Annotated in this window: 23 protein-coding genes; 12 read left to right on the forward strand and 11 right to left on the reverse strand. The window is 72.3% G+C overall.

What is annotated here, in order from left to right; all coding sequences use genetic code 11:
* Positions 1–408: 408 nt before the first annotated feature.
* From ccrA to pssA, 6 genes are all read left to right on the forward strand, one after another.
* The gene (gene ccrA, locus ACZ37P_RS12405) at positions 409–1,785 is read left to right on the forward strand and encodes a crotonyl-CoA carboxylase/reductase (protein ID WP_355339144.1); all 1,377 of its coding nucleotides are present in this window, start codon (positions 409–411) and stop codon (positions 1,783–1,785) included.
* Positions 1,782–3,797: a protein meaA gene (locus tag ACZ37P_RS12410; RefSeq protein ID WP_355339141.1), complete on the forward strand. Its 2,016-nt coding sequence runs from the start codon at positions 1,782–1,784 to the stop codon at positions 3,795–3,797. The genes ccrA and ACZ37P_RS12410 overlap by 4 nt, the downstream gene beginning before the upstream one ends.
* 1 nt (position 3,798) lies before the next feature.
* Positions 3,799–4,305 carry a MaoC family dehydratase gene (locus ACZ37P_RS12415; RefSeq protein WP_355339138.1) on the forward strand — a complete coding sequence of 169 codons (507 nt, stop codon included), beginning with the start codon at positions 3,799–3,801 and terminating at the stop codon, positions 4,303–4,305.
* A gap of 3 nt (positions 4,306–4,308) precedes the next feature.
* The gene (locus ACZ37P_RS12420; protein ID WP_355339135.1) at positions 4,309–5,520 is read left to right on the forward strand and encodes an acyl-CoA dehydrogenase family protein; all 1,212 of its coding nucleotides are present in this window, start codon (positions 4,309–4,311) and stop codon (positions 5,518–5,520) included.
* 193 nt (positions 5,521–5,713) lie between these two features.
* Complete coding sequence (locus ACZ37P_RS12425; protein WP_355339132.1) at positions 5,714–6,370, forward strand: phosphatidylserine decarboxylase; 657 nt, start codon at positions 5,714–5,716, stop codon at positions 6,368–6,370.
* 37 nt (positions 6,371–6,407) lie between these two features.
* Positions 6,408–7,241, forward strand: coding sequence for a CDP-diacylglycerol--serine O-phosphatidyltransferase (pssA, locus tag ACZ37P_RS12430; protein WP_355339129.1), 834 nt, complete (start codon positions 6,408–6,410; stop codon positions 7,239–7,241).
* A 135-nt stretch (positions 7,242–7,376) separates the two neighbouring features.
* Here the strand turns inward: pssA and ACZ37P_RS12435 are convergent, their stop codons facing one another.
* Positions 7,377–8,546, reverse strand: coding sequence for a glycerate kinase (locus ACZ37P_RS12435; RefSeq protein WP_467346338.1), 1,170 nt, complete (start codon positions 8,544–8,546; stop codon positions 7,377–7,379).
* A 133-nt stretch (positions 8,547–8,679) separates the two neighbouring features.
* Here ACZ37P_RS12435 and ACZ37P_RS12440 point away from each other — a divergent pair, with 133 nt between their 5' ends.
* Positions 8,680–9,183, forward strand: coding sequence for an NUDIX hydrolase (locus ACZ37P_RS12440; protein ID WP_355339123.1), 504 nt, complete (start codon positions 8,680–8,682; stop codon positions 9,181–9,183).
* Between the two features lie 173 nt (positions 9,184–9,356).
* Entirely contained in the window at positions 9,357–10,253 is an 897-nt protein-coding gene (locus ACZ37P_RS12445; RefSeq protein WP_467346340.1) for an aminoglycoside phosphotransferase, read from the forward strand.
* Here ACZ37P_RS12445 and ACZ37P_RS12450 read toward each other — a convergent pair.
* The gene (locus tag ACZ37P_RS12450) at positions 10,226–10,693 is read right to left on the reverse strand and encodes an SCP2 sterol-binding domain-containing protein (RefSeq protein ID WP_355339117.1); all 468 of its coding nucleotides are present in this window, start codon (positions 10,691–10,693) and stop codon (positions 10,226–10,228) included. The two genes, ACZ37P_RS12445 and ACZ37P_RS12450, sit on opposite strands and share 28 nt — an antisense overlap.
* Before the next feature lie 145 nt (positions 10,694–10,838).
* Between ACZ37P_RS12450 and ACZ37P_RS12455 the strand changes: the two genes are divergently transcribed.
* Positions 10,839–11,702, forward strand: a complete 864-nt coding sequence (locus ACZ37P_RS12455) for a nucleotidyltransferase domain-containing protein (RefSeq protein ID WP_402711627.1) — start codon at positions 10,839–10,841, stop codon at positions 11,700–11,702.
* Between the two features lie 300 nt (positions 11,703–12,002).
* Here ACZ37P_RS12455 and ACZ37P_RS12460 read toward each other — a convergent pair whose 3' ends face one another.
* From ACZ37P_RS12460 to ACZ37P_RS12490, 7 genes are all read right to left on the reverse strand, one after another.
* Positions 12,003–13,418, reverse strand: coding sequence for a phytoene desaturase family protein (locus ACZ37P_RS12460; RefSeq protein ID WP_467346555.1), 1,416 nt, complete (start codon positions 13,416–13,418; stop codon positions 12,003–12,005).
* A gap of 11 nt (positions 13,419–13,429) precedes the next feature.
* Positions 13,430–14,296: an inositol monophosphatase family protein gene (locus ACZ37P_RS12465; protein WP_467346342.1), complete on the reverse strand. Its 867-nt coding sequence runs from the start codon at positions 14,294–14,296 to the stop codon at positions 13,430–13,432.
* 141 nt (positions 14,297–14,437) lie between these two features.
* A complete protein-coding gene (locus ACZ37P_RS12470) occupies positions 14,438–15,451 on the reverse strand; it encodes a TIGR03842 family LLM class F420-dependent oxidoreductase (RefSeq protein ID WP_188281266.1) in 1,014 nt (337 codons plus the stop codon).
* Positions 15,452–15,479: 28 nt separating this feature from the next.
* Positions 15,480–16,886, reverse strand: coding sequence for a dihydropyrimidinase (hydA, locus tag ACZ37P_RS12475; RefSeq protein ID WP_391049529.1), 1,407 nt, complete (start codon positions 16,884–16,886; stop codon positions 15,480–15,482).
* On the reverse strand, positions 16,883–18,241 hold the full coding sequence (locus ACZ37P_RS12480; protein WP_355339107.1) for an aspartate aminotransferase family protein: 1,359 nt from the start codon (positions 18,239–18,241) through the stop codon (positions 16,883–16,885). The genes hydA and ACZ37P_RS12480 overlap by 4 nt, the downstream gene beginning before the upstream one ends.
* A 3-nt stretch (positions 18,242–18,244) precedes the next feature.
* A complete protein-coding gene (locus ACZ37P_RS12485; protein ID WP_355339104.1) occupies positions 18,245–19,087 on the reverse strand; it encodes a nitrilase-related carbon-nitrogen hydrolase in 843 nt (280 codons plus the stop codon).
* 177 nt (positions 19,088–19,264) lie between these two features.
* Complete coding sequence (locus ACZ37P_RS12490; protein WP_467346345.1) at positions 19,265–20,767, reverse strand: hypothetical protein; 1,503 nt, start codon at positions 20,765–20,767, stop codon at positions 19,265–19,267.
* Between the two features lie 150 nt (positions 20,768–20,917).
* Between ACZ37P_RS12490 and ACZ37P_RS12495 the strand changes: the two genes are divergently transcribed.
* Together ACZ37P_RS12495 and ACZ37P_RS12500 are read left to right on the forward strand one after the other, a co-directional pair.
* Positions 20,918–21,355, forward strand: a complete 438-nt coding sequence (locus ACZ37P_RS12495; protein WP_355339098.1) for a MarR family winged helix-turn-helix transcriptional regulator — start codon at positions 20,918–20,920, stop codon at positions 21,353–21,355.
* A 68-nt stretch (positions 21,356–21,423) separates the two neighbouring features.
* Complete coding sequence (locus tag ACZ37P_RS12500) at positions 21,424–21,990, forward strand: isochorismatase family protein (RefSeq protein ID WP_467346348.1); 567 nt, start codon at positions 21,424–21,426, stop codon at positions 21,988–21,990.
* Positions 21,991–22,014: 24 nt separating this feature from the next.
* Here the strand turns inward: ACZ37P_RS12500 and ggt are convergent, their stop codons facing one another.
* Positions 22,015–24,009, reverse strand: coding sequence for a gamma-glutamyltransferase (ggt, locus tag ACZ37P_RS12505; protein WP_467346350.1), 1,995 nt, complete (start codon positions 24,007–24,009; stop codon positions 22,015–22,017).
* A gap of 109 nt (positions 24,010–24,118) precedes the next feature.
* On the opposite strand from ggt, the gene ACZ37P_RS12510 reads away from it, so the two are divergent.
* A complete protein-coding gene (locus ACZ37P_RS12510) occupies positions 24,119–24,895 on the forward strand; it encodes a hypothetical protein (RefSeq protein WP_391049520.1) in 777 nt (258 codons plus the stop codon).
* Here the strand turns inward: ACZ37P_RS12510 and ACZ37P_RS12515 are convergent.
* Positions 24,864–25,616, reverse strand: a complete 753-nt coding sequence (locus tag ACZ37P_RS12515; RefSeq protein WP_355339086.1) for a ZIP family metal transporter — start codon at positions 25,614–25,616, stop codon at positions 24,864–24,866. The two genes, ACZ37P_RS12510 and ACZ37P_RS12515, sit on opposite strands and share 32 nt — an antisense overlap.
* Between the last annotated feature and the right edge of the window lie 19 nt (positions 25,617–25,635).

Below are 25,635 nucleotides of genomic sequence, written 5' to 3' on the forward strand. Positions count from 1 at the left end.
TCTTCCTTCCCCCGCCCCCTCCCCCCCGCCCCCCCCCCCCACCCCCCCCCCCCCCCCCCCCCCCCCCCCCCCCCCCCCCCCCCCCCCCCCCCCCCCCCCCCGCTGCCGCTCGTTTGTGGCGTCCCGGTGACACGTGAGACAAATTTTTGGCACGCAGTGTCTTTACGACTGGCACTGCGTGCCATACCGTGACGGTAGTCCGGGCGGCCGGCGTACGGATATCCCGCGTACGCCGACTGTCCCCAAGGCCCGGACCCGCCTGCGTCACAGGTATCCCCGCGCCACCGCGCACATGGTCAGTTCCACCGCCGTACCCGCCGGACCGACGACGGCACCCCCAGCCATCCGCCCCTGCGTTCCCCCCAGCGTCAACGCAGCAGCAGCACGCTTCGCCGGAGGTCAGACACCATGAAGGAAATCCTGGACGCGATCCTCGCGCCTGACAGTTCGGCCGCCGACTTCGCGGCCCTCCCGCTGCCGGAGTCCTACCGCGCCGTCACCGTCCGCAAGGACGAGGCCGAGATGTTCGCCGGACTCACCACCCGCGAGAAGGACCCCCGCACCTCGCTCCACCTCGACCAGGTCCCGCTGCCCGAACTCGGGCCCGGCGAGGCCCTGGTGGCGGTGATGGCCAGCTCGGTCAACTACAACTCGGTCTGGACCTCGATCTTCGAGCCGGTCTCGACCTTCTCCTTCCTCGAGCGCTACGGCAGGATGTCGCCGCTCGCCAAGCGGCACGACCTGCCGTACCACGTCATCGGCTCCGACCTGGCGGGCGTCGTGCTGCGCACCGGCGCCGGGGTCAACGCCTGGAAGCCCGGCGACCGGGTCGTCGCGCACTGCCTGAGCGTGGAATTGGAGTCCGCCGACGGGCACAACGACACGATGCTCGACCCCGAGCAGCGGATCTGGGGCTTCGAGACCAACTTCGGCGGCCTCGCCGAGATCGCGCTGGTCAAGTCCAACCAGCTCATGCCCAAGCCGGAGCACCTCACGTGGGAGGAGGCCGCGGCGCCCGGACTGGTCAACTCCACGGCCTACCGCCAGCTCGTCTCGCGCAACGGCGCGGGCATGAAGCAGGGCGACAACGTGCTGATCTGGGGCGCGAGCGGCGGACTCGGCTCGTACGCCACGCAGTTCGCGCTGGCGGGCGGCGCCACCCCGATCTGTGTCGTCTCCAGCCCGCAGAAGGCGGACATCTGCCGGGCGATGGGCGCGGAGGCGATCATCGACCGCAGCGCCGAGGGCTACCGGTTCTGGAAGGACGAGCACCACCAGGACCCGCGCGAGTGGAAGCGGTTCGGCGCCCGGATCCGCGAACTGACCGGCGGCGAGGACGTCGACATCGTCTTCGAGCACCCCGGCCGCGAGACCTTCGGCGCCTCGGTCTACGTCACCCGCAAGGGCGGCACGATCGTCACCTGCGCGTCCACCAGCGGCTACACCCACGAGTACGACAACCGCTACCTGTGGATGAGCCTGAAGCGGATCGTCGGCTCGCACTTCGCCAACTACCGCGAGGCGTGGGAGGCCAACCGGCTGATCGCCAAGGGGAAGATCCACCCGACGCTGTCGCGGACGTACACGCTGGCCGAGACCGGGCAGGCGGCGTACGACGTGCACCGCAATCTCCACCAGGGCAAGGTCGGCGTCCTCGCGCTGGCCCCCGAGGAGGGCATGGGCGTCACCGACCCGGAGCTGCGCGCGAAGCACCTGCCCTCGATCAACCTGTTCCGCGACGCGACGTCCGGTGTCCCCGACTCCCCTGCCGGGGACGCCCGATGACAGGGCGTCAGAAGGACCGGCCCTGGCTGATGCGGACCTACGCGGGGCACTCGACCGCGGAGGCGTCCAACGAGCTGTACCGGCGCAATCTGGAGAAGGGCCAGACGGGCCTGTCCGTCGCCTTCGACCTGCCGACCCAGACCGGCTACGACGCGGACCACGTGCTGGCCCGCGGCGAGGTCGGCCGGGTCGGCGTGCCGATCGCCCATCTCGGCGACATGCGGCGGCTGTTCCAGGACATTCCGCTGGAGCGGATGAACACCTCGATGACCATCAACGCCACCGCCATGTGGCTGCTGGCGCTCTACCAGGTGGTCGCCGAGGAGCAAGGACTCGGCGAGGAGGGCCTCACCGCGCTCCAGGGCACGACGCAGAACGACATCGTCAAGGAGTACCTGTCACGGGGGACGCATGTCTTCCCGCCGGTCCCGTCGCTGCGGCTGACCACCGACATGATCACGTACACGGTCAACCACCTCCCCAAGTGGAACCCGATCAACATCTGCAGCTACCACCTCCAGGAGGCCGGGGCCACGCCGGTCCAGGAGATCGCCTACGCGATGTCCACGGCGATCGCCGTCCTGGACGCGGTCTTCGCCTCGGGGCAGGTCCCGGAGGAGCGCAGGGGCGATGTCGTCGCGCGGATCTCCTTCTTCGTGAACGCGGGCGTGCGCTTCGTCGAGGAGATGTGCAAGATGCGCGCCTTCGGCCGGATCTGGGACACCGTCACCCGCGAGCGGTACGGCATCGAGAACGCCAAGCAGCGCCGCTTCCGCTACGGCGTGCAGGTCAACTCGCTCGGCCTGACCGAGGCGCAGCCGGAGAACAACGTCCAGCGGATCGTGCTGGAGATGCTGGCTGTCACGCTGTCCAAGGACGCCCGCGCCCGTGCGGTGCAACTCCCGGCGTGGAACGAGGCGTTGGGGCTGCCCCGGCCCTGGGACCAGCAGTGGAGCCTGCGCATCCAGCAGGTGCTGGCGCACGAGAGCGACCTGCTGGAGTACGAGGACATCTTCGACGGCAGCCATGTGATCGAGGCGAAGGTCGAGGAGCTGGTGGCGCTCGCCACCGCCGAGATCGAGCACATCCAGGAGCTGGGCGGCGCCATGGCGGCGGTCGAATCGGGCTATCTGAAGTCGGAGTTGGTGTCCTCGCACGCCGAGCGCCGGGCCCGGATCGAGTCCGGCGAGGAGAAGATCGTCGGCGTCAACGTCTACGAGTCCACCGAGACCAGTCCGCTGACCGCCGACCTCGGCACGGCCATCATGACCGTCGACCCGGCCAACGAGGCGCGGGTGGTGGCCGCGCTGCACGACTGGCGGGTGGCGCGTGACGAGGCGCGCGCGCAGGAGGCGCTGACCGCGCTGCGCTCGGCCGCGGCGGGCACCGACAATCTGATGCCCGCGACGCTGGACTGCGCGCGGGCGGGGGTGACGACCGGCGAGTGGTCGTGGGCGCTGCGCGATGTGTTCGGTGAGTTCCGGGCGCCGACCGGGGTCAGCGGCGCGCCGGTCGCGGTGGCCGCCGAGGAGGGCAGTCCGATGGCCGAGGTACGGCGCAAAGTCGCCGAGACGGCCAAGGAGTTGGGCGGCGGACGGCTGCGGCTGCTGGTCGGCAAGCCGGGGCTCGACGGGCACTCCAACGGCGCCGAGCAGATCGCCGTACGCGCCCGCGACGCCGGTTTCGAGGTGGTCTACCAGGGGATCAGGCTGACACCCGAGCAGATCGTGTCGGCGGCGGTGGCCGAGGACGTGCACTGCGTGGGTCTGTCGATCCTGTCCGGTTCGCACGCCGCTCTGGTGCCGGACGTGCTGGAGCGGCTGCGCGGGGCCGGGGTGGACGACATCCCGGTGGTCGTCGGCGGGATCATCCCCTCGGCGGACGCCAAGGCGCTGATCGAGGCCGGAGTGGCGGCCGTCTTCACCCCGAAGGACTTCGGAATCACCGGGATCATCGGCCGGATCGTGGACGAGATCCGGCTCGCGAACAAGCTGGAAAAGCTGGAGGTATGACGTGCAGTTCGGCCGCACTTACGAGGAGTTCGAGGTCGGTGCGATCTACAAGCACTGGCCGGGAAAGACCGTCACCGAGTACGACGACCACCTCTTCTGCCTCCTCACGATGAATCACCATCCGCTGCACATGGACGCCAACTACGCGGAGAAGACAACCGACTTCGGCCGCAATGTCGTCGTCGGCAACTACATCTACTCGCTGCTGCTCGGGATGTCGGTGCCCGATGTCTCGGGCAAGGCCATCGCCAATCTGGAGATCGAGTCGCTGAAGCACGTGGCGCCGACCTTCCACGGCGACACGGTCTACGGCGAGACGACGGTGCTCGACAAGCGCCCGTCGAAGTCGAAGAACGACCGCGGCATCGTCGAGGTGGAGACCCGGGGCTACAAGCAGGACGGCACCCTGGTCTGCGTCTTCCGCCGCAAGGTGCTGGTGCCGACCGCCACGTACATCAAGGAGCGCGGCGGGGAACAGCCCGGCCGTCCCGAGCTGGGAGAGAGCTGAGTCATGAGCCGCCTCGCGCAGACCGACGGGCTGACCGACGTCCAGAAGGAGATCCTCTCCACCGTCCGCTCCTTCGTGGACAAGGAGATCCTGCCGGTCGCCACGGAGTTGGAGCACCGCGACGAATATCCGACGGACATCGTCGAAGGGCTCAAGGAACTGGGCATCTTCGGCCTGATGATTCCCGAGGAGTACGGCGGCCTCGGCGAGTCGCTGCTGACGTACGCGCTGACGGTCGAGGAGATCGCGCGCGGCTGGATGAGCGTGTCCGGCATCATCAACACCCATTTCATCGTCGCCTACATGATCAAGCAGCACGGCACACAGGAGCAGAAGGACCATTTCCTGCCGCGTATGGCGGCGGGCGACGTGCGCGGCGCGTTCTCGATGTCGGAGCCGGAACTGGGCTCCGACGTGTCGGCGATCCGCACCAAGGGCGTACGCGACGGGGACGCGTACGTCGTCAACGGCCAGAAGATGTGGCTGACCAACGGCGGTTCTTCCCATCTGGTCGCGGTGCTGTGCAGGACCGACGAGGGGCAGGCGGAGGACGCGCCGCCGCACAAGTCGATGACGACCTTCCTGATCGAGAAGGAGCCCGGCTTCGGCGCCAACGCCTCGGTCCCCGGCCTCACCGTGCCAGGAAAGATCGACAAGATGGGCTACAAGGGCGTCGACACCACGGAACTGATCCTCCAGGACGTGAGGGTTCCGGCCGACCGGGTGCTCGGCGGACAGAGCGGCCGGGGTTTTTACCAGATGATGGACGGCGTCGAGGTCGGCCGGGTCAATGTGGCCGCGCGCGGCTGCGGTGTGGCACAGCGGGCGTTTGAACTGGGCATCGCCTACGCACAGCAACGGCACACGTTCGGCAAACCCATCGCACAGCACCAGGCGATCCAGTTCAAGCTCGCCGAGATGGCCACCAAGGTGGAGGCCGCGCACCGGATGATGGTCAACGCCGCACGTAAGAAGGATTCGGGCGAGCGCAACGACCTGGAGGCCGGGATGGCGAAGTACCTGGCCGCGGAGTTCTGCAAGGAAGTGGTGGAGGACGCGTTCCGCATCCACGGCGGCTACGGCTTCTCCAAGGAGTACGAGATCGAGCGGCTGTACCGGGAGGCGCCGATGCTGCTGATCGGCGAGGGGACCGCCGAGATCCAGAAAATGATCATCGGGCGGCGACTGCTGGAGGAGTATCGTCTCCAGGGATAACCGAAGGAAGAATGTCCGTATTTATTGACATTTACCCGAGGGGAAGGTCACACTGCGTGAGCCGTCGCGGCACGGGAACCAGCCATCGACTCGCCCTTGAGCTTGCCGAGTTGCCCGTGTCAACCGATACCATCGGGTTAAAGCCGCCGTCCCCAGAAGTAATTCGCGGCACCCTCCGCTACGAAGGTCTTCCATGCCCCACAGCCATTCCTCTGCACCACGCGACGGCCTTGTCGGCGTACGACTCGCGCGCGGAGCGTCGCCGTGGCTCCTCCCGACCGTCGCCACCGCGGCGGTAAGCCTTGTCCGCGCGCGCCGCTCAGGCCGCTGGGCGACGGTGGCCGTCCCCGCCACCGCGCTCGCCGCGGGCATGCTGTGGTTCTTCCGCGACCCCGAGCGCGAGATCGCCGAGGGCCGTGTGATCTGTCCCGCGGACGGTGTGGTGCAGAGCATCATGCCGTGGAAGGACGGGCGTACCCGCGTCGCGATCTTCATGAGCCCGCTGAACGTCCACGTGAACCGCGCGCCCCTCGCGGGCACGGTCACCTCCGTCGAGCACATCCCCGGCGGATACGTACCGGCGTTCAACAAGGAGAGCGAGAACAACGAGCGGGTGGTCTGGCACTTCGACACCGAGATCGGCGATGTCGAGATGGTGCAGATCGCCGGCGCGGTGGCGCGCAGGATCGTTCCGTACGTGCCGCGCGGCTGCAAGGTGGAACAGGGCGAGCGGATCGGCCTGATCCGGTTCGGCTCGCGGGTCGACGTGTACCTGCCGGAGGGCATCGAGCCCGACGTCGAGGTCGGGCAGACCACCACGGCTGGGGTGACTCGCCTTGACCGTGGTTGAACCCGACACGCAGGCAAAGGCCCACACTCACACTCCGGTGCAGGCGCAGTCGCACTGGGTCACCGAGCTGGAGGACGAGGTAGCCGACCTTCCGCTGTCCACCCGGCTGTCCATCGCCGACGCGCTCACTCTCGGTAACGCGATCTGTGGCTTCATGGCCGTGTACTTCACGACCACCGGAGTCCTGGTCCCGCACCTGATGGGCACCACCGTCGGCGGCATGTCCAAGCACAGCGCCGCCACCGCGGTGACGCTCATGCTGCTCGCGTCCGTCTTCGACCTCTTCGACGGGCTGGTCGCGCGCAAGCTGCGCAGCTCCGCGATGGGCGCCGAGCTGGACAATCTGTCCGACCTGATCAGCTTCGGCCTCGCGCCGGCCTACTTCGTCGTCGTCTGGGGTCTGGTCGCCGACGACGCCCACGGCAAGGTGTCGGCCGCCGCCGCGGTGATGGTCGTCCTGGCCGTGGTGCTGCGGCTCGCCCGCTTCTCCTGCACCACGATCAGGGACGGTGTCTTCCAGGGCATGCCCAGCCCCTTCGGGGCGATGACGGTCGTCTCCGTCGTCCTGCTGGAACTGCCCTTCATCCCCACCGTCGTCGCCATCGTCGGCGTCGCCTGGCTCATGGTGAGCCGCGTGGAGTACCCCAAGCCGCGCGGACGCCTCGCCGTCATCACCCTCGGCTGGATCCTCATCAGCATGGGCTGCCTGACCGCCTGGACCCTCGACGTCCCCGGCGGCCACCTGCTCCTCCAGACGGGCGCCGCCCTCCAGTGCGTGGCCGCGGCGGTCATCCCCTGCTTCGCGACCACGCGCCGCGTCAATACGATGCGGGCCAATCGCCGTGAGGCCAGGGCGGACGCTCTGCGCTGACACGTCTCCGGGGTGAGCCCCCGGTGCGCTGCTACGGCCCGCGGCCCCTCCGCTCTCGGCGGAGGGGCCGCAGTCGTTTCCGCACGCCTGCGCCTGGCGCTGGGGCTGGGGGGCTGGCGCTGGCGCTGGGGCTGGCTAGGTCAGGAAGTCGCGGGCCAGCTCGGCGGAGAGCTGTTCCAGGAGCGGGCCGGCGTTGGGGATGGAGACGGCCGGGTCCGGTTCCAGGGACGAGAGCGGGTAGGCGCGGCGGATCCCGGCGGAGCCGAGGGCGCTGGGGCTGAGCGCGAGACGGCCGCAGACGGCGACGACGTCGATGTCACGGGCGCGGGCGGCCTGGGCGACGCCGACCGGCGCCTTGCCGTGCAGGGTCTGCTCGTCGAGGGAGCCCTCGCCGGTGATGACGAGGTCGACGCCGTCGAGGGCGGCCGCGAAGCCGAGGACGTCGAGCATGACGTCGATACCGGCCCGGAAGGTGGCGCCGAGGCCGACGAGGGCCCCGTAGCCGATGCCGCCCGCGGCGCCCGCACCGGGGGCGTCGGCCGCCGCGGCGGCGGTCGGACCCTCGGCGAGGGCGAGGACGTCGACGTAGTGCCCGAGGGCGGCGTCGAGCGTGGCGACGTCGGCCTCGGAGGCGCCCTTCTGCGGCCCGTAGACGGCGGCGGCGCCCTTGGGCCCGAGCAGCGGGTTGTCGACGTCGCTGGCGAGGACGATCTCGGTGTCGACCAGCCGCGGGTCGAGCCCGGACAGGTCGGCGGTGGCGAGCGCGGCCAGCGGGCCGCCGCCGGGCGCGACGGGCGCGCCGTCGCGGTCCAGCAGCCGGGCGCCGAGCGCGCTGAGCATGCCCGCGCCGCCGTCGTTGGTGGCGCTGCCGCCGACGCCGAGCACGATGGTGCGGGCGCCCGCGTCGAGCGCGGCCTTCAGCAGCTCGCCGGTGCCGTACGTGGTCGCGGTGAGCGGCGCGAAGACGCCGGACGGCAGGTGCTGGAGGCCGGACGCCTCGGCCATCTCGACCACGGCGGTACGGTCACGCAGCGCGTACGAGGCGTCGACCGGCTCGCCCAGCGGTCCGATGACGCGTACCGTGCGGCACTCGAAACCGCCGGTGACGGCGGCCTCGACGGTGCCGTCACCGCCGTCGGCGACCGGTACGGAGGTGACGGTCACACCGGGCGCGCCCTTGCGCAGCCCCGCCTCGACATGCGCGGCCACCTGCACCGCGGTCAGCGAGCCCTTGAACTTGTCCGCGGCGATCAGCACACGTCCCGTGGATCTTGTTGCAGCGTCGGACACTGTCGTACTCCCCATCCGAAAACGGAACATCGCGCCGGTGGGACCCTATCCCGGCCGAGCCCGCCTGCCCATGGGCACCGCGCTGTGTCACCGCGCGATCACCGGTTCGCGAGTCCGCCGCGCGGCCCGTGGTCGTAGGTTTGGCGGCATGACGACGACCGACTTCGCCACGTACATCGCAGGGCTGCCGAAGATCATTTCGGGAGCGAACACCCTCTTCAGGTCCGCCGACGGCCGGATCCTCATCGTCGAGCCGAACTACCGCGACGACGGGACCTGGACGCTGCCGGGCGGCACCATCGAGTCCGATCTGAACGAGACGCCGCGGCAGGCCGCCCGCCGGGAGAGCGCGGAGGAGATCGGTCTGGACATCGAGCCGGGCCCGCTGCTCGCCGTCGACTGGGTGACGGGGCCCGGCAGGCCGCCGCTGGCCAGCTACCTCTACGACGGCGGCGTGCTGGACGAGACGCGGCTGGCGGCGGTACGGCTCCAGGAGGAGGAACTGGACTCCTGGAAGCTGGTCCCGGCCGACGAGATCGACTCCTACTTCTCGCCGGGCGCCGCCCGCCGTGTCCACGCGGCCCTGGCCGCCCTCGCCGCGGGCGCCGGTCCTGTGGAGCTGGAGAACGGCCGCCGCGCGGGCGTCAACTGACGTCACGTCAACCGGCTGTGCGGCGGGGCCTGTCGGGGAGGTGTCCGAGGTCGGGGGCCGGGTCGGCGAGGCGAGTTCGCCTGCGGCGCATGTGCCGTCGAACCGTTCGGCTCGTGCCGCCGCGCGGTATATCCGTCGCCGGGTCCGCGACCCCGGATCTAGGATTTTGCCTCATGATCGAATCCACCCAGCCAGCCGGGTCGGTCCCGCCGTCTGCCGCCGTGCTCGCGGCCTTCGGCGCGCCGGGGCGGCCGGTGCCGCTGCCGGGCGGGCAGGGGCAGACCTGGCGGGACGGCGAGGTGGTGCTCAAGCCGACCGGGCTCGCGGCCGAGACCGCGTGGCGGGCCGAGGTGCTGACCGCGCTGCCCGCGTCCCCGCACTTCCGGGTCGCGCGGCCGGTCCGGGCGGCGAACGGCGGCTGGACGGCGGAGGGTTGGGAGGCGTGGCAGTACGTGGCCGGCCGGTCCGACCCGGGGCGGCCCGCCGATGTGCTGCGGACGGCCGCCGCCTTCCACGCGGCGCTCGCGGACGTACCGCGCCCCGGCTTCCTCGACACGCGCGAGGGCCCGTGGTCGTACGCGGCCCGGGTCGCCTGGGAGGAGTCGCCGCTGGACGACGGGGGCGACGGTGACGCCGAGGTGGCCGCGCTCATCGCCCAACTGGCCGCAGAACGCCGCCCGTTCGGGCCGTCCGGCGCACCGGCGCCGCAGGTCGTGCACGGCGACCTGCTGGGCAATGTGCTCTTCGCGGACGGCCTGCCGCCTGCGGTCATCGACTGGCCGCCGTACTGGTACCCCGCCGACTGGGCGGCGGCCGTCGTGGTGGTCGACGCGCTGCTCTGGTACGGGGCGGGGCCCGCGGTCCTCGCGCTCGGCCCCGCCGGGGACGGCTGTGTCCCCGACCCCGACGCGTGGGCCCAACTCCTCGTCCGCGCCCTGCTGTTCCGGCTGGTCACCGGCGCCGTGCTCGGCCCGGACGCGCAGCCGCGACCGTACGAGCGGGCGGCGGTCGCGGCCGTACGGGCGTATGCGGCCGCGGGCGGTCAGGGCTTGGGGATGTCGAAGAAGTAGGTCAGGCCGCCGGCCAGCCGGATGTCCCCCTGCACCTTCAGCTTCCGGGTGAAGAACAGCGCCGGGCCCGAGGCGTTGCCCGAGACCAGCTTGAGGAATTCCGGCGCGGCCATCGTGAGGGTGAGCTGCGGCGTACGTCCGGTGTCCTCGGCCGTGACCGCGCAGGCGCCGTTCGCGATGTGCGTCTCGTAGACGTCCGGTGCCTCGTCCCCCGCCGTGATCCGCCAGCGGATCAGGGCGTCGCGGCGGCCTGCCGACTCCGGCTTGAAGAGGGTGCCCATCCGGTGGAAGACCTCGTCCAGGACCCGTCGGCGCTGCGCTCCGTTCATGAACTCCGCGATCCGGCGGGCCGGAAGATCCCGTACGATCCGCGCGAATTCCTTCGGCTCGACCGTGCCGAAGTCGAGGAGTTCGAGGTCGATGTCGTCGAGCGCCGCCATGTCGGGCCTTCCTGACTCCAGAGTAAGTTTACTGGTGAGTAAGAATAGGTACGGCGCGGCACCGTGGCAAGGCGTCGCCTCGGGCACCGCGCGGGCAGCGGAAATAGGCGCGCGGGGCCGCCCCGCCCTCCCGTACCGTCACGGCATGCATGCTGATCAGCCGCCGTTGCCCGAAGTCCTCGCCGCCGCGCCGGACGTTCCCGTGGTCGCCATGGCCCAAGCCCTTCGGGAGGTGCCCGGGGTGGTCGGGGTGCTGCTCGGGGGCAGCCGTGCGCGCGGGACGCACCGGGCGGACTCGGACTGGGACCTCGGGGTGTACTACCGGGGCGAGCCGGATGTGGCCGCGTTGGCCGCGCTCGCACGGGAGTTCACCGGGGAACCGGTGGAGGTGGCCGCGCCGGGCGGGTGGGGGCCGTGGGTCAACGCCGGGGCGTGGCTGCGCGTGGACGGGGTCGCCGTCGACTGGATCCTGCGGGACGTCGACCGCGTCCGGCGGGTGTGGCAGGACTGCCGCGAGGGCCGCTACGAGGTCGGTATCCAGCCGGGGCACCCGCTCGGCTTCTGGTCGCCCTGTTACCCGGGCGAGGTCGCCCTCGGGCACGTACTCGCCGACACCGACGGGGAGTTGTCGGCGCTCCGGGCCGAGACGCGGGTGTATCCCGAGGCGTTGCGGCGGGCTCTGGTCGAGGCCGCGTGGGAGGCGGAGTTCACGGTGGCCGCTGCCGCGAAGTCGGCCGTCAAGGGGGATCACGTGCACGTGTCCCTCTGCCTGTCGCGGGCCTTCGGTGTCCTCGCGCAGGCGTTGCACGCCTGGAACCGGGTGTGGTGCCTGAACGAGAAGGGGGCCTTTCCCGCGGCCGCGGTGCTTTCCGGGGCTCCCGCGGGGTTCGCCGACGAGGTCGGCGTTCTTCTCGGTCGCAGTGGGCTCTCGGCCGAGGAGCTTTCCGCCACCGTGGCCTCGGCGGCCCGCCTGGTCCGCGAGGCCCGCCGCGGCCTCCCCCTCCCCTGACCCGGACTGCGCGCCGGGCTGGCGCAGGGCGTGTTCTTAGGGGCGCGGGGAACTGCGCGGCCAGCCACCAACGGTGGCGAGCTGTAAATACCGGCCCCAGCGGGGCAGTTGCTGGGTGTTTTCGGGCTGAAAGCCCGGCGGTGGCTGGGCGCGCAGTTCCCCGCGCCCCTGAAAAGATCGGGGTGCCGCCCACAGCAGAGTGACCGCCCGGGCGCCGCGCCCCCTGAAAAGATCGGCGGGCCGCCCACAGCAGAGAAACCGCCAGGCCGCCGCGCCCCTGAAAAACGCCGCGCGGCGGGGTTAGCGGCGGGCGGCGTGGCGGAGGTGGTGGAGGACGGCGCGGGCGGCGTGGTGGCCGGGCATGCCGTGGACGCCGGGGCCGGGCGGGGTGGCGGAGGAGCAGAGGAAGAGGTTGGGGCGGATGGTGGTGTAGGGATTGGCGGCGAGGCGGGGCCGGATGACGGACTGGAGTCCGGAGTAGGCGCCGCAGGCGATGTCACCGCCGACATAGTTGGCGTTGCGGGCGGCGAGACCGGCGGGCCCGGTGACGGCGCGGGCGAGGACGAGGTCACGGAAGCCCGGCGCGAAGCGCTCGATCTGGCGCTCGACGGCATCGGTGGCGTCCCCGTGCCAGTTGTGGGGGACGTGCCCGTAGGCCCAGAAGACGTGCTTGCCCTCGGGGGCGCGGGAGGGGTCGATCACGGACGGCTGGGCGGTGATGAGGAAGGGCGTCTGCGGCGGGCGGCCGGTCACGGCCCGGTTGAGGGCGTCGCCGATCTCGGTGTAGCTGGGCCCGATGTGCACGGTGCCCGCGCGCCGCGCGTCGGGGGACGTCCACGGCACCGGCCCGTCCAGCGCGTAGTCGATCTTGAAGACGGAGGCGCCGTAGCGGTAGCCGCGGTACGCGTCGCCGAGTCCGGCGATCCGGGCGAGCGCGGTCGGCGAGGTGTCGAAGACATAGGCGCGGGCGGGCGGCAGCTCGTCGAGCTTGCGGACGGTGACGCCGGTGCGGATGACGCCGCCCAGTTCGGTGAGGTGCCCGGCCAGCGCGTCGGAGATGGCCTGGGAGCCGCCGCGGGCGACCGGCCAGCCGTTCTCGTGCGCGGCGAGCGCGAACATCATCGCCATCGCCCCGGTGAACGGCTGCGTGAGCCGGGTGATCGCGTGCCCGGCGAGCCCGGCGATCAGCGCCCGCGCCTTGGGGTCGCGGAAGCGCTGGGCGAGGACGGCGGCGGGCGGCGTGCCGGTCAGGCCGAACCGGAGGAAGCGGTACGGGTCACGCGGTATCCCGGCCCACTGCGGCCGGAAGAAGTCCGCGGCGAGCGTGTCCCAGTGACCGGTGTACGGCGCGAGCAGCCGCCGGTAGGTGCCCGCGTCGCGCGCGCCGAGCGAGGCCGCGGTCTCGCCGACGGTGCGGGCGAGAACGGCGGCGGTGCCGTCGGGGAACGGGTGCGCCATCGGGACTTCCGGCTGGAGCCACTCCAGGCCGTGCTCGGCGAGCGGCAGCGCGCCGAAGGCGGGCGAGCCGATGCCGAAGGGGTGCACGGCGGAGCAGGGGTCGTGCCGGAAGCCCGGCAGCGTCAGCTCCTCGGTGCGGGCGCCGCCGCCCACGGTGTCGGCGGCCTCGTAGATCTGCACGGAGAGCCCGGCGCGGGCCAACTCCACCGCCGCCGTCAGCCCGTTGGGACCCGCGCCGACGACGACGGCGTCGGCCACGACCGCGCGGCTCACCTTCCGGCCGCCATCAGCTCGGTGACCTGCCGTGCGGTGGCCTCGTCGCGGGCGAGGGTGAAGGGCAGTTCGTTGCCGCCGGGGATCGAGAAGGGCGCGCCGGACGCCGTACGGCTGACGCCGCCCGCCTCGGTGGCGAGCAGCAGTCCCGCCGCGTGGTCCCAGGGCGCTTCCCAGAAGAAGGCGACAGCGTCGATCGCGCCGCGGGCCACGTCCAGGTAGGCCAGGCCCGCGCAGGTGCAGGGGGTGCAGACCGCGCCCGAGGCGTCCAGCCGGGTCAGGGCGTCGCGCTCGTAGCCGGTGCGGTAGACCGGGTTGGAGGTGGACAGCCGCAGCGGCTCGCCCGCCTCGGGGGTGCGGGTGTGCAGCCGCTCGCCGTCCAGATGCGCGCCCCGGCCGCGCCGCGCGGTGGCGAACAGGCCGCGCTGCGGGGCGTACGTCCAGGAGGCGAGCGGTACGCCGTCGCGCACGAGGGCGACCAGGGTGGCGAAGCCGTCCTCGCCGCGGACGAAGGCGGAGGTGCCGTCGACCGGGTCGACCACCCACACCGGGTCGTCGCCGCCCAGCCGTTCCAGTACGCCGCTGTCGGCGCTCACCGCCTCCTCGCCGACCACGACGGAGCCGGGCAGCAGCGCGGTCAGCTCTTCGGTGAGCCGTTCCTCGGCGCGCCGGTCGGCGGTGGTGACCAGGTCGTACGGGCCGCTCTTGCGCGAGATGTCGTCGTCGCCGAGCCGCCGCCAGCGCGGCACCACCTCGGCGGCGACCACCGCTCTGATCACGTCTTCGACGGCGGCGAGCAGTGCGTCGTCCACGCCGTCCGCGCCCGCCGCGTCACCCGATACCGCACCGACCTCATTGCCCATGCCGCCATCCAATCAGACCCGGGCGCCGCGCGGTTCCCGCCCTGTGGACAACGGCCGTCCCACGGGTGCGGGCAGCCGCGGCGCTGCCGCCGCGGGCACGCTCCCCCAGGTCAGCCGCGCGCCGGGACCCGGCCGCGCGCTTCAGCCCAGCACCGGGATGATGTGTTCGCCGTACGCGTCGATCGTCGCCTCCTTCGCGTCGTGCATGTCGTAGACCGCGAACTGGTCGACGCCCAGGTCCCGCAGGGCCCGCAGCTTGTCCAGGTGCCGGTCGACCGGGCCGATCAGGCAGAAGCGGTCCACGATCTCGTCGGGCACGAAGGCGGTGTCGGGGTTGCCCGAGCGGCCGTGGTGCGCGTAGTCGTAGCCGTGCCGCTGGGCGATGTACTCGGTCAGTTCCTCCGGCACCAGGTCGGAGTGTTCGCCGTAACGGCTGACGAGGTCGGCGACGTGGTTGCCGACCATGCCGCCGAACCAGCGGCACTGTTCGCGGGCGTGCGCGAGGGCTTCGGGCGAGTCGTCGGCCGTGACGTAGGCGGGCGCGGCGACGCAGACGGTGACCGAGGCCGGGTCGCGGCCCGCCTTCTCGGCCGCGTCCCGTACCGCCTTCACCATCCACTCGGTGAGGTAGACGTCGGCGAGTTGCAGGATGAAGCCGTCGGCCTTCTCGCCGGTCAGCGCCAGCGCCTTCGGGCCGTACGCCGCCATCCAGACCGGCAGTTCGCCGTTCTCGACCCACGGCAGCCGCAGCGGTGTGCCGTCGACCACGGCCTCGCGGCCCTCGGCGAGGTCGCGGATGACGGTCATCGCCTCGCCGACCCGCGCGAGGGTGTTGGGCTTGCGCCCGGCGACCCGCATCGCCGAGTCGCCGCGGCCGATGCCGCAGACCGTGCGGTTGCCGTACATCGAGTTGAGGGTGGCGAAGGTGGAGGCGGTCACCTCCCAGGTGCGGGTGCCGGGGTTGGTGACCATCGTGCCGACCTTGAGCCGGTCGGTGTGGTCGAGGATGCGGCTGTGGATGACGAACGGCTCCTGCCACAGCACGGCGGAGTCGAAGGTCCAGCCGTACGTGAAGCCGTTGCGCTCGGCGCGGCGCATCAGGCCGACGACGTTCGAGGCGGGTGGATCGGTCTGCAGCACGAGGCCGAAGTCCATGGCGCCGCTCCTTCTGTGAGGCTGAGGGCTAGATCAGGTACTGACAGATGCCGCGCGGCGTGTACTGGCCGTGACCGGCCCGGCCCACGTACGACCGGCCCTCGATCACGGGCACCCCGCGGGACAGCACGGTCTCGACCCGGCCGGTCGTCCGCTTGCCCTCGTAGGCGGAGTAGTCGACGTTCATGTGGTGGGTCTCGGCGGACATGACCTGCTCGGCGTGCGGGTCGTAGATCACCACGTCGGCGTCGGCGCCCGGCGCGATGGTGCCCTTGCGCGGGTAGAGGCCGAACATCCGGGCCGGGGTGGCGCAGGCGATCTCGATCCAGCGGCGGCGGCTGATGTGCCCGTCCACGACGCCCTGGTGGAGGAGGTCCATGCGGTTCTCCACGCCGGGCATGCCGTTGGGGATCTTGGAGAAGTCGCCGACGCCCATGTCCTTCTGCCCGGTGAAGCAGAACGGGCAGTGGTCGGTGGAGACCACCTGGAGGTCGTTGGTGCGCAGGCCCTGCCAGAGCGCGGCCTGGTGCTCGCGGGGGCGCAGCGGAGTACTGCACACGTACTTGGCGCCCTCGAAGCCGGGTTCGGCGAGGTTGTCGGTGGACAGGAACAGGTACTGCGGACAGGTCTCGCCGAAGACGTTGAGGCCCAGGTCGCGGGCGGCGGTGAGTTCGGCGACGGCCTGCTGCGCGGAGACGTGCACGATGTAGAGCGGGGCGCCGGCGACGCGGGCGAGCTGGATGGCGCGGTGGGTGGCCTCGGCCTCCAGCAGGGCGTGCCTGACCTCGCCGTGGTAGCGCGGGTCGGTCTTCCCCGCTTCGAGGGCCTGCTGGACGAGGACGTCGATCGCGATGCCGTTCTCGGCGTGCATCATCGTCAGGCCGCCGTTGCCCGCGGCGCGCTGCATGGCGCGCAGGATCTGCCCGTCGTCGCTGTAGAAGACGCCGGGGTAGGCCATGAACATCTTGAAGCTGGTCACGCCCTCCTCGACCAGGATGTCCATCTCCTTGAGCGAGTGCTCGTTCACGTCGGAGACGATCATGTGGAAGGCGTAGTCGATCGCGCACTGCGCGTCGGCCTTGGCGTGCCAGGCGTCGAGCCCGGAGCGGAGCGACGCGCCGACGCCCTGGATGGCGAAGTCGACGATGGTGGTGGTGCCGCCCCAGGCGGCGGCGCGGGTGCCGGTCTCGAAGGTGTCGGAGGCGGTGGTGCCGCCGAACGGCATCTCCATGTGGGTGTGCCCGTCGACGCCGCCGGGGATGACGTATTTCCCGGTGGCGTCGATGACGGTGTCGGCGGTCCAGCCCGCCGCGGTGTCGCTGTCGTGGGCGGCGAGGGCGGCGATCCTGCCGCCCTCGATCAGGACGTCGGCGTGCATCTCGTCGGCGGCGGTGATGACGAGGCCGCCGCGGATCACGGTACGGGTCGCGGTCACTGCGCGGTCCCTCCTTCGGATTCGCCCGGTGCCTGGTCCGCGAGTTCGCTCTGCGCCTGTTTCAGGGCCGCCTCCAGCAGGTCGGCGCCTTCCTCGGCCTCGGCGACGGTGAGCGAGAGCGGCGGGGCGATCCGCAGGACGTTCCCCGCGAGGCCGCCCTTGCCGATCAGCAGTCCGTGCGCGCGGGCCGCTTCGAGGACGGCGGAGGCCGCCGCGGGGGACGGGGTGTCGGTGCCCGGCTCGACCAGTTCGACGCCGAGCATCAGGCCGCGTCCGCGCACCTCGCGGACGATGCCCAGGCCCGCGGAGACGGCGGTGAGGCGGGCCTTGAGCAGGCCGCCGACCCGGCGGGCGTTGCCCTGGAGGTCGTGGTCGAGGAGGTAGGTGAGATTCGCCAGCGCTCCCGCGGTGGTGATCGGGCTGCCGCCGAAGGTGGAGATGGAGTTGGCGTTCAGGCAGTTCATCACGTCGGCGCGGGCCACCACGCCGCCCATGGACATGCCGTTGCCGATGCCCTTGGCGAAGGTGAGGATGTCGGGCGCGCCGGAGCCGCTGTGCGCCTGCCAGCCCCAGAAGTTGTCGCCGGTACGGCCCCAGCCGGTCTGCACCTCGTCGGTGATCCACAGGATGCCGTGCCGGTCCAGGACCCGCTTGAAGGCGGCGAGCAGCCCGTCGGGGCCCGAGGTGAAGCCGCCGACGCCCTGGACGGGTTCGGCGATGAGCGCGGCGACCGTGCCGTTGGCCTGGCCGAGGATGTCCTCCAGGTCCGCGACGCACGCGGCGGTGAACTCGGCGTCCGTCAGATGCGCGTACGGCCCGCGGCTGCGCACCCCGCCGTGCACGTACAGCGTCTGGAGCGGGGACAGGCTGGTCGGCGACCAGGCGCTGTTGCCGGTGATGCCGATCGAGGTGAAGGAGCGGCCGTGGTAGCTGTTGCGCAGCGCCAGCACCTGGTTGGAGCGGCGGTAGGCGGTGGCCAGCAGCAGGGCCGTGTCGTTGGCCTCGGTGCCCGAGGTGGTGAAGAAGACCCGGGCGTCGGGGATGCCGGACAGCCGGGCGATCCGCTCGGCCAGCTCCACGGCCTGGCGGCTGAGGTAGAGCGTCGAGGAGTGCAGGATCTTCCCGGCCTGCTCGGCGACGGCGGCGGTGACCTCGGGCAGCGCGTGCGCGGTCATCGTGGTGAGGATGCCGCCGAAGAAGTCCAGGTAGCGGTTGCCCTCGGCGTCCCAGACGTGGCGGCCCTCACCGTGCGTCAGCTCGATCGGCCGGGCGTAGTACGTGGCCAGCCAGTCGGGCAGGACGGCGCGGTGGCGGGCGTGCAGCGCGGCGTGCGCGCTCTCGGTCGCGGTGGCCATCGCTCAGCCCTCCGTCAGGTCGCCGTAGGCGTCGGGCCTGCGGTCGCGGTAGAAGGCCCAGGTCTGCCGGACCTCGTCGATCAGGTCCAGGTCCAGGTCGCGGACCAGCAGTTCCTCCTTGGTGTCGGAGGCGGTGCCCTCCACGAACTGGCCGCGCGGGTCGACGAAGTAGCTGGTGCCGTAGAAGTCGTTGTCGCCGTACTCCTCGCGGCCGACCCGGTTGATCGCGGCGATGAAGTACTCGTTGGCGACGGCCGCCGCGGGCTGCTCCAGCTTCCACAGGTACGCCGACAGGCCGCGGCTGGTGGCCGACGGGTTGTAGACGATCTGGGCGCCCGCGAGGCCCAGGGCGCGCCAGCCCTCGGGGAAGTGGCGGTCGTAGCAGATGTAGACGCCGATCCGGCCGACGGCGGTCTCGAAGACCGGCCAGCCGAGGTTGCCCGGCTTGAAGTAGTACTTCTCCCAGAAGCCGTTGACCTGCGGGATGTGGTGCTTGCGGTACTTGCCGAGGACGGTGCCGTCCGCGTCGATCACGGCCGCGGTGTTGTAGTAGACGCCGGGCTGCTCGATCTCGAAGACCGGCACGACGATGACCATGCCGGTCTCGCGGGCCAGCGCCCGCATCCGCTGGACGGTCGGCCCGTCGGGGACGGGCTCCGCCCACCGGTAGTGCTCGGCCTCCTGGACCTGGCAGAAGTAGGGGGCGTTGAACACCTCCTGGAAGCCGATCACCTTCGCGCCCTGCGCGGCGGCGGCCCGGGCGTGTTCCTCGTGCTTCGCGATCATCGATTCCGTATCGCCGGTCCAGGTGGCCTGGACGAGCGCGGCACGCACGACATTGCTCATGAGCAGCTCCTCAGACGTGGCAGCTTCACGCCGGTAGTCCCGTTCTACGCCCGTAGATCCCAGCCGTGGGGAAGAACGTAGAAGCGCCCTACCCACTGTGGCAAGACCGCTACCGTTACCGGGCGAAGACGATCGCGTTTCCCCCTCGGGGAACCCGTTCGGCGGCGCGCGCCCGCGTCAGCCGCCCGGCAGGCCCGCCCGGCGCAGGGCGGCCACGATGTCGCGGCGGCGGGACTTGGAGACGGCTTCCGCGGCGTCCAGGACGGGAACGGCCAGGCCGGGGCGGGCTCTGACCACGGCGGCGGCGTCCTCGGGCGGACGCGCCCGGGCGAGCGTCCGCAGGAGTTCGCCCGCCTCCTCGTGGTGCCCCGCGTCGGCCAGGTCGCCCGCGATCGTGGCCAGGTCGGCGGGCGGGCGCGACGCGGCCTGGTGCAGAAGCGTGCGGCAGTCGCCGGTACGGCCCGCGGCGGCCAGTTCAGAGGCGGCGGCGGCCAGCGGGGCGCCGGGCAGCGCGGCGACCTCCCAGAGCAGGGTGGCCACATCGGCGGCCAGTTCGGTGCGCTCCAACTCCCTGAGCAGGTAGGGCAGTCGGGGCGCCGGGCCTTCCGCCGCCTCGCAGATGACGACGTAGGCGGCGCCGCTCTGGCCGGTACGGCGCAGCTCGCCGAGGCGCGCGGCCTCCTGCCGCGCCTCGGCCAGCCAGCGCGGGTCGAGGGTGGGCCGCGCCTGGCGCGGTTCCGCGCTCTCCGGAGCGCCGGCGAAGCGCGCGCCGCGCGGGGTGGCGCGTACGGGTCCCTGGGCGGTCTCCGCCTGCGGGGCCGGGGCGGCGGGCGCGCCCGCGAAACGCGCGCCGCGCGGCACCGACCGCTCCAGGGGCGTTTCCTCGGCGCCCGCCGCCTCCTCGAAGGCCCCGGCGAAGCGTGCGCCGCGCGGGCGGGAGGCGCCCTTGGTGCGCGCGCCGGTCGCCTTGGCGGGCCGCGGTCGCGCGGCTTCCTCGGGGCGGGGGTCGCGGGCCCAGGAGGCGGTACGGGCGGCGGGCGCGGCGGGGTCGCGCTCGGGGGGCGAGGAGGGCTGGGCGGCGGGCGCGGCGGGGTCGCGCTCGGCGGGCGGGGAGGGCTGGGCGGCGGGATGGCGCTCGGGCGTCTGGCGGAACCAGTCGGCGGCCGGGGGCGCGGCGAAGGCGGCCAGCCGGGCGCGGAGTTCATCGCAGCGGGCGGCGGCCCGCTCACGGTCGTCGCGGGCCCAGGCGAGGATGTTGGCGAGCCGGGCGGTGGCGGCTCCCGCCGGGTCGGCGGGGGCCTGGTCGAGGGCGCGGGCCGCCTCGCGCTCGCGCAGCAGCGCCATGTCGCGGGCCCGCGAGGTCACTTCGAGCCGGAGGCGGAGCGCGCTCTCCGCGCCGGGCGCGGCGTCCCACTCCGCGACGGCGGCGCGGTGCAGGACCCGGGCACGGGACACCTCCGCCTCGTCGAGCGGCGCCCGCACGGCGGCGGCCAGATCGTGCAGGACGGCCCCGACGACGTCCCAGGGCGGTATGTCCGCGCCGCCCTCGTAGGCGTGCGCGGCCTCCGGCTCACGCCCCGCGAACACCCCGTACCAGCCGGGACGGTCCCCGAGCGCCGCCACCATCGACCGGAAGTAGAACGTGAACTCCGTTGCCGCACCGGCCAGTTCCGTTGTCATCACACCCTCGCATCCGCCGCCCCCGCTCCCCGCGCCCGGTGGGCATTCGACACCCACGGTGTTACGGCGCTGCTACGGGGAGTTTTCAACGGCGGACGATTTCGACAGTCAAACTTGCAAGTTTTCCTGTCGACGTCGTACGGTGCAACCATGCCCACTCAGGACCAGGCGCGGGTCGCCGACGAGCTGACCACGGTGATCGCGCAGCTCCAGCGCCGGTTGCGCACCGCGTCGGCCTCGGCGCAGGGCGCGCTCACGCCCTCGCAGGTCTCGGTGCTGGGGCGGATCGGCAGCGAGGGTCCGGCGACCACCGCCGCCCTGGCCCGCGCCGAGATCGTCCGGCCGCAGTCCATGCGGATGACGCTCGCGGCCCTGGAGGAACGCGGCCTCGTCGCCCGCTCGCCGCACCCCACCGACGGCCGTCAGGTCGTCTTCTCCCTCACCGAGGCAGGGGTCCGGCTGCGCGGCACCGGCCGCCGGGCCCGGCGCGGCTGGCTCGCCGAGGCGATCGCCACCGAGCTGTCCGCCGAGGACCAGCGGCGGCTGACCGAGGCGCTCGGCATCCTCCAGCGCCTGGTCAAGGCGTGACCGCACAGCCACGACCCCGCGACCCGAACAGCACGGCAACACCGTTCACCGCACAGGGAGTTACCCGCATGACCGCCACGACGATCGACCCCCGCACCGCCCTTGTCGTCATCGACCTCCAGCGCGGCATCGTCGCGCTGCCCACCGCGCACCCGGCCCGCGAGGTCGTCGCGCGCGCCGCGAAGCTGGCCGCCGCCTTCCGCGAGCGCGGGCTGCCGGTCGTGCTGGTGAACGTGGCCGGGGGCCCGCCAGGACGCAACGAGGGCCCGGCCATGAGCGGTTCGCTGCCCGCCGACTGGACGGAGCTGGTGGACGAACTGGATGTCCAGGACGGCGACATCAGGATCACCAAGCTCCAGTGGGGCGCCTTCTACGGCACCGCGCTCGACCTGGAGCTGCGCCGCCGCGGGGTCACGCAGATCGTGCTGGCCGGCATATCGACCAGCATCGGCGTCGAGTCCACCGCCCGCGCGGCGCACGAACACGGCTACCACGTGACGGTCGCCGCCGACGCGGTGACCGACACCGACGCCGAGTCGCACGCCCACGCGTTCGCCAAGATCTTCCCGCGGCTGGCCGAGACGGCGGGCACGGACGAGATCATCGCCCTGCTGCCCGCCGTCCCGACCGCCTGAGCGGAGTAGCCGCGTCGAGGCAGGTCAGCGCGTGGGAAGCACCACCAGCGCCGAGCCGCCGCCGCGCCGTACGGGCTCCGCCGCGGCCAACCACCGGCCGTCGGAGAGCCGTTGCACACCGGTGGCGGCGCCGATCTCCGGATTCTGCGTGAAGTGCTGCCCGAGGGCTTCGAGTTGGGCCTTGAGCGGGCTGTTCCACAGGGCCGGTTCGAGTTCGGTCGCCGCCGCGTTGCGCTGGCTGGCGCGCGGCGCGGCGATGGCGTCCACCAACGGCAGGCCCCGGTCGACGTGTTCGGTGAGCACCTGGAGCACGGTGGTGATGATGGTCGCGCCGCCGGGCGAGCCGACCGCGAAGTCCACCCGGCCGTTCTTCAGCACGATCGTCGGCGAGATCGACGAGCGGGGCCGCTTGCCGGGCCCCGGCAGGTTCGGGTCGTGGACGGCCGGGCTGGCGGGCACGAAGGAGAAGTCCGTCAGCTCGTTGTTGAGCAGGAAGCCGCGGCCGGGGACCGTGATCGCGCTGCCGCCGGTCTGCTCGATGGTGAGGGTGTACGCGACGACGTTGCCCCACTTGTCGGCCACCGTCAGGTGCGTGGTGTTCTCGCCCTCGTAGGTGGTCGGCGCGGCCTTGCCGGTGGCGGCGCACGGGGTGGGGTGCGCCGGGTCGCCGGGCGGGAGCGGGCTGGTGAGCGCCGCGTCGTCCTTGATCAGGCAGGCCCGCGAGGCGGCGAAGCCCTTGGAGAGCAGCCCCGCGGTCGGCACCTGCTCGAACGCCGGGTCGCCGACCCAGCGGCCCCGGTCGGCGAAGGCGATCCGGCTGGCCTCGATGTAGTGGTGCAGATACTGCGCCTGGTCGGCGTGCGCCAGGTCGGTGTGCTCCAGGATGTTCAGCGCCTCGGCCACCGTGGTCCCGCCGGACGACGAGGGCGCGGGCCCGTACACGTCGAGGCCGCGGTAGGTCGTGTGCGTCGGCGCCTGGGTCTTGGCGTGGTAGGCGGCAAGATCCGCGGCGGTCAGGTCACCGGTGCGCACCACGCGGGTGGACGCCGGGTCGACCGGGGGTTTGCGTACGGTCCTGACGATGTCCGCGCCGATGTCGCCGCGGTAGATCGCGTTGATCCCCTTGCGACCCAACTCCTTGTACGTGGCCGCCAGTTGGGGGTTGCGCAGGGTGGAGCCGACCGCCGGGGGCTGTCCGCCGGGCAGGAAGAGCGCGGCGGTGGCGGGGAAGTCCTTGAAACGGTCCTGGTTCGCCGCGGTCTGGGAGTTGAAGGTCGCGTCCACGGTGAAGCCGTCGCGGGCGATCCGCTCCGCGGGCTTGAGGACGTCGCCGAGCGAGCGGCTCCCCCAGGAGTCCAGGGCGGTCTGCCAGGTGGCGGCGGTGCCGGGCACGCCGACACTGCGCCCGCTGGTGACCGCGTCGGCGAAGGCGAGCGGCTGGCCGTTCTCGACGAAGAGCTGGTCGGTGGCGCTGCGCGGGGCGGTCTCGCGGCCGTCGATGGTGGAGACCTTGTGCTGCCGCGCGTCGTAGTAGACGAAGTAGCCGCCTCCGCCGATGCCCGAGGAGTACGGCTCGGTCACGCCGAGGGCGGCGGCGGTGGCGACGGCCGCGTCCACGGCGTTGCCGCCGCGCCGCAGCACCTCGATGCCGGCGGCCGACGCGTCGGCGTCCACGCTGGCGACCGCTCCCCCGTAGCCGACGGCCAGCGGGGTCTTGGCCGTGGAGCCGGGCGGATGCGCGGGGCCGCCGTGCCGGGCGGGCGCCGCGGCGGTGACCGCCGCCACCGCCGCGGTGACGGCGAGCGCGGCGACCGCGCGGACGGCGGTCCTGCGGACGCGGGACCCGCGGACGGCCGTACGGGACGCGCCCGGACCGCCTTCCGGACCGCCCCCCGGACCGCCGTCCGGTCCGCTGTCAGAACGCGTGCCCGCGGCCCTGCCCCGGGCGCCGCCGGGGCTGCCACCCGGGCCGCTACGGAGACCGGTGTCGCCACCACTGCTGTCACTTGTGCGTCGCATTGCGGAGTCCTCCACTCAACGGGCGTCCCGGAAGCGTAACTTCACCTCTCCTGTCCCGTCAGGACCGCGTATCCCCGCGGTGGGTCGAACACCGCTACGATGCCGCGCCATGAGCGACGACCTCCGCAATCTCGTCCTGGGCCTGGTGGCCCTCGCCATCGGCGCCGCCCTGGGCTGGTTCGCGCGCACCTACTTGCTCAGCCGCAGGCTCCAGCGCAAGCAGCGCTTCTTCGGCCTGCCGAAGGACTCCGAGTGCCTGCTGGTGGTGCCGCGCGACCCCGGCTCGCGGGGCTGGAGCCTGGCCAGGCACGACGCCTTCGCGCTGCTGGAGCTGGCCGCGGTGATCAAGGAGTGCGGGGCGCACGCCGAGGTGCTGGCGCACGACACGGCCTGGCAGGGCTTCGGCGCGCGCACCGAATTCTGCATAGGCGGCCCGGCCGCCAACCTCCGGCTGGCCGCGCATCTGCGCTCGATGCTGCCGGGCGTCGAGATCGACACCGACCCGGCGCCGGGGCCCGAGCAGGGCGCGATCAGCGTCGGCGGCGAGACGTACCTGATGGAGAAGGGCGCCGTCGAGTACGTGCTGCTGGCCCGGCTGGCCGCCGCCCGCGACTCGGGCAACGACCGCCCGGTCTTCCTCTCCTCCGGCCAGCGCGGCATCGCCAACCAGGCCGCCGTCCGCTATCTGGCCAGGCACCAGGTGCGGCTGGCCCGCAAGCACGGCGCCGACGCGACCTTCTGCCTGCTGCTGAAGGTGGTCAATTCGCAGGCGTACGGCTCCGACGTGGTGGAGCTGGTCGCGGACGTCACCAAGGCCGCGACGACGGCGCCGAAGGCGCCCAAGGGCGGCAAGGTCATCCCGCCAGACCGATCACCAGCCACATGAGGGACGCTCCGCCGACCGTGCACAGCAGCGTCGAGGTCGACGGGTGCGGGCTGTGCGCCTCGGGGAGGATGTCCGAGGTCGCCAGGTAGAGCAGGAAACCGGCGAAGAAGCCGAGGTAGAGGCCGAGGACACCGGCCGGGATGGTGAAGGCGAGAGTGACCGCGGCGCCCGCCACCGGCGCCAGCGCGTCGGCGCCGAGCAGCAGCCGCGCCCTGCTGTGGTCGTTGCCGTACATCCGGGTGATCGTGTACGTGTTGAAGCCGTCCGCGAAGTCGTGCGAGACGACCGCGATGGCCACCACGATGCCGACGGTGCTGCCCGCCTGGAAGGCCGCGCCGATCGCGAAGCCGTCCATGACGCTGTGCCCGACGAGCGCGGCGCCCGCGGTGAGGCCGATGCCCTTGACCGGGGCGTGGGCGTGCCCGTGGCCGTGCGCGTGCGGCGCGTACTCGCCCTCGTGCGCCCGGTGGATCGCCACCGAGCGCTCGACGATGTGCAGGGCCAGGAAGCCGGCGACGAACATCAGCAGCGCGGCGGGGACGCCGAAGACGTCCCGCGGCTGCATGTCCAGCGCCTCGGGCAGCAGGTCGAAGCCGACGACGCCCAGCATCAGACCGGCCGCGAGGCCGAGGACGAGGTGCCTGCGGTCGCCGATGCGCTGGGCGACGAACCCGCCCACCAAGGTCATCGCGAACGCGCACGCGGCTATCAGGACCGGCATGAGGTCATGATCCATGACG

The organism is Streptomyces sp. NPDC024632, assembly GCF_055559175.1.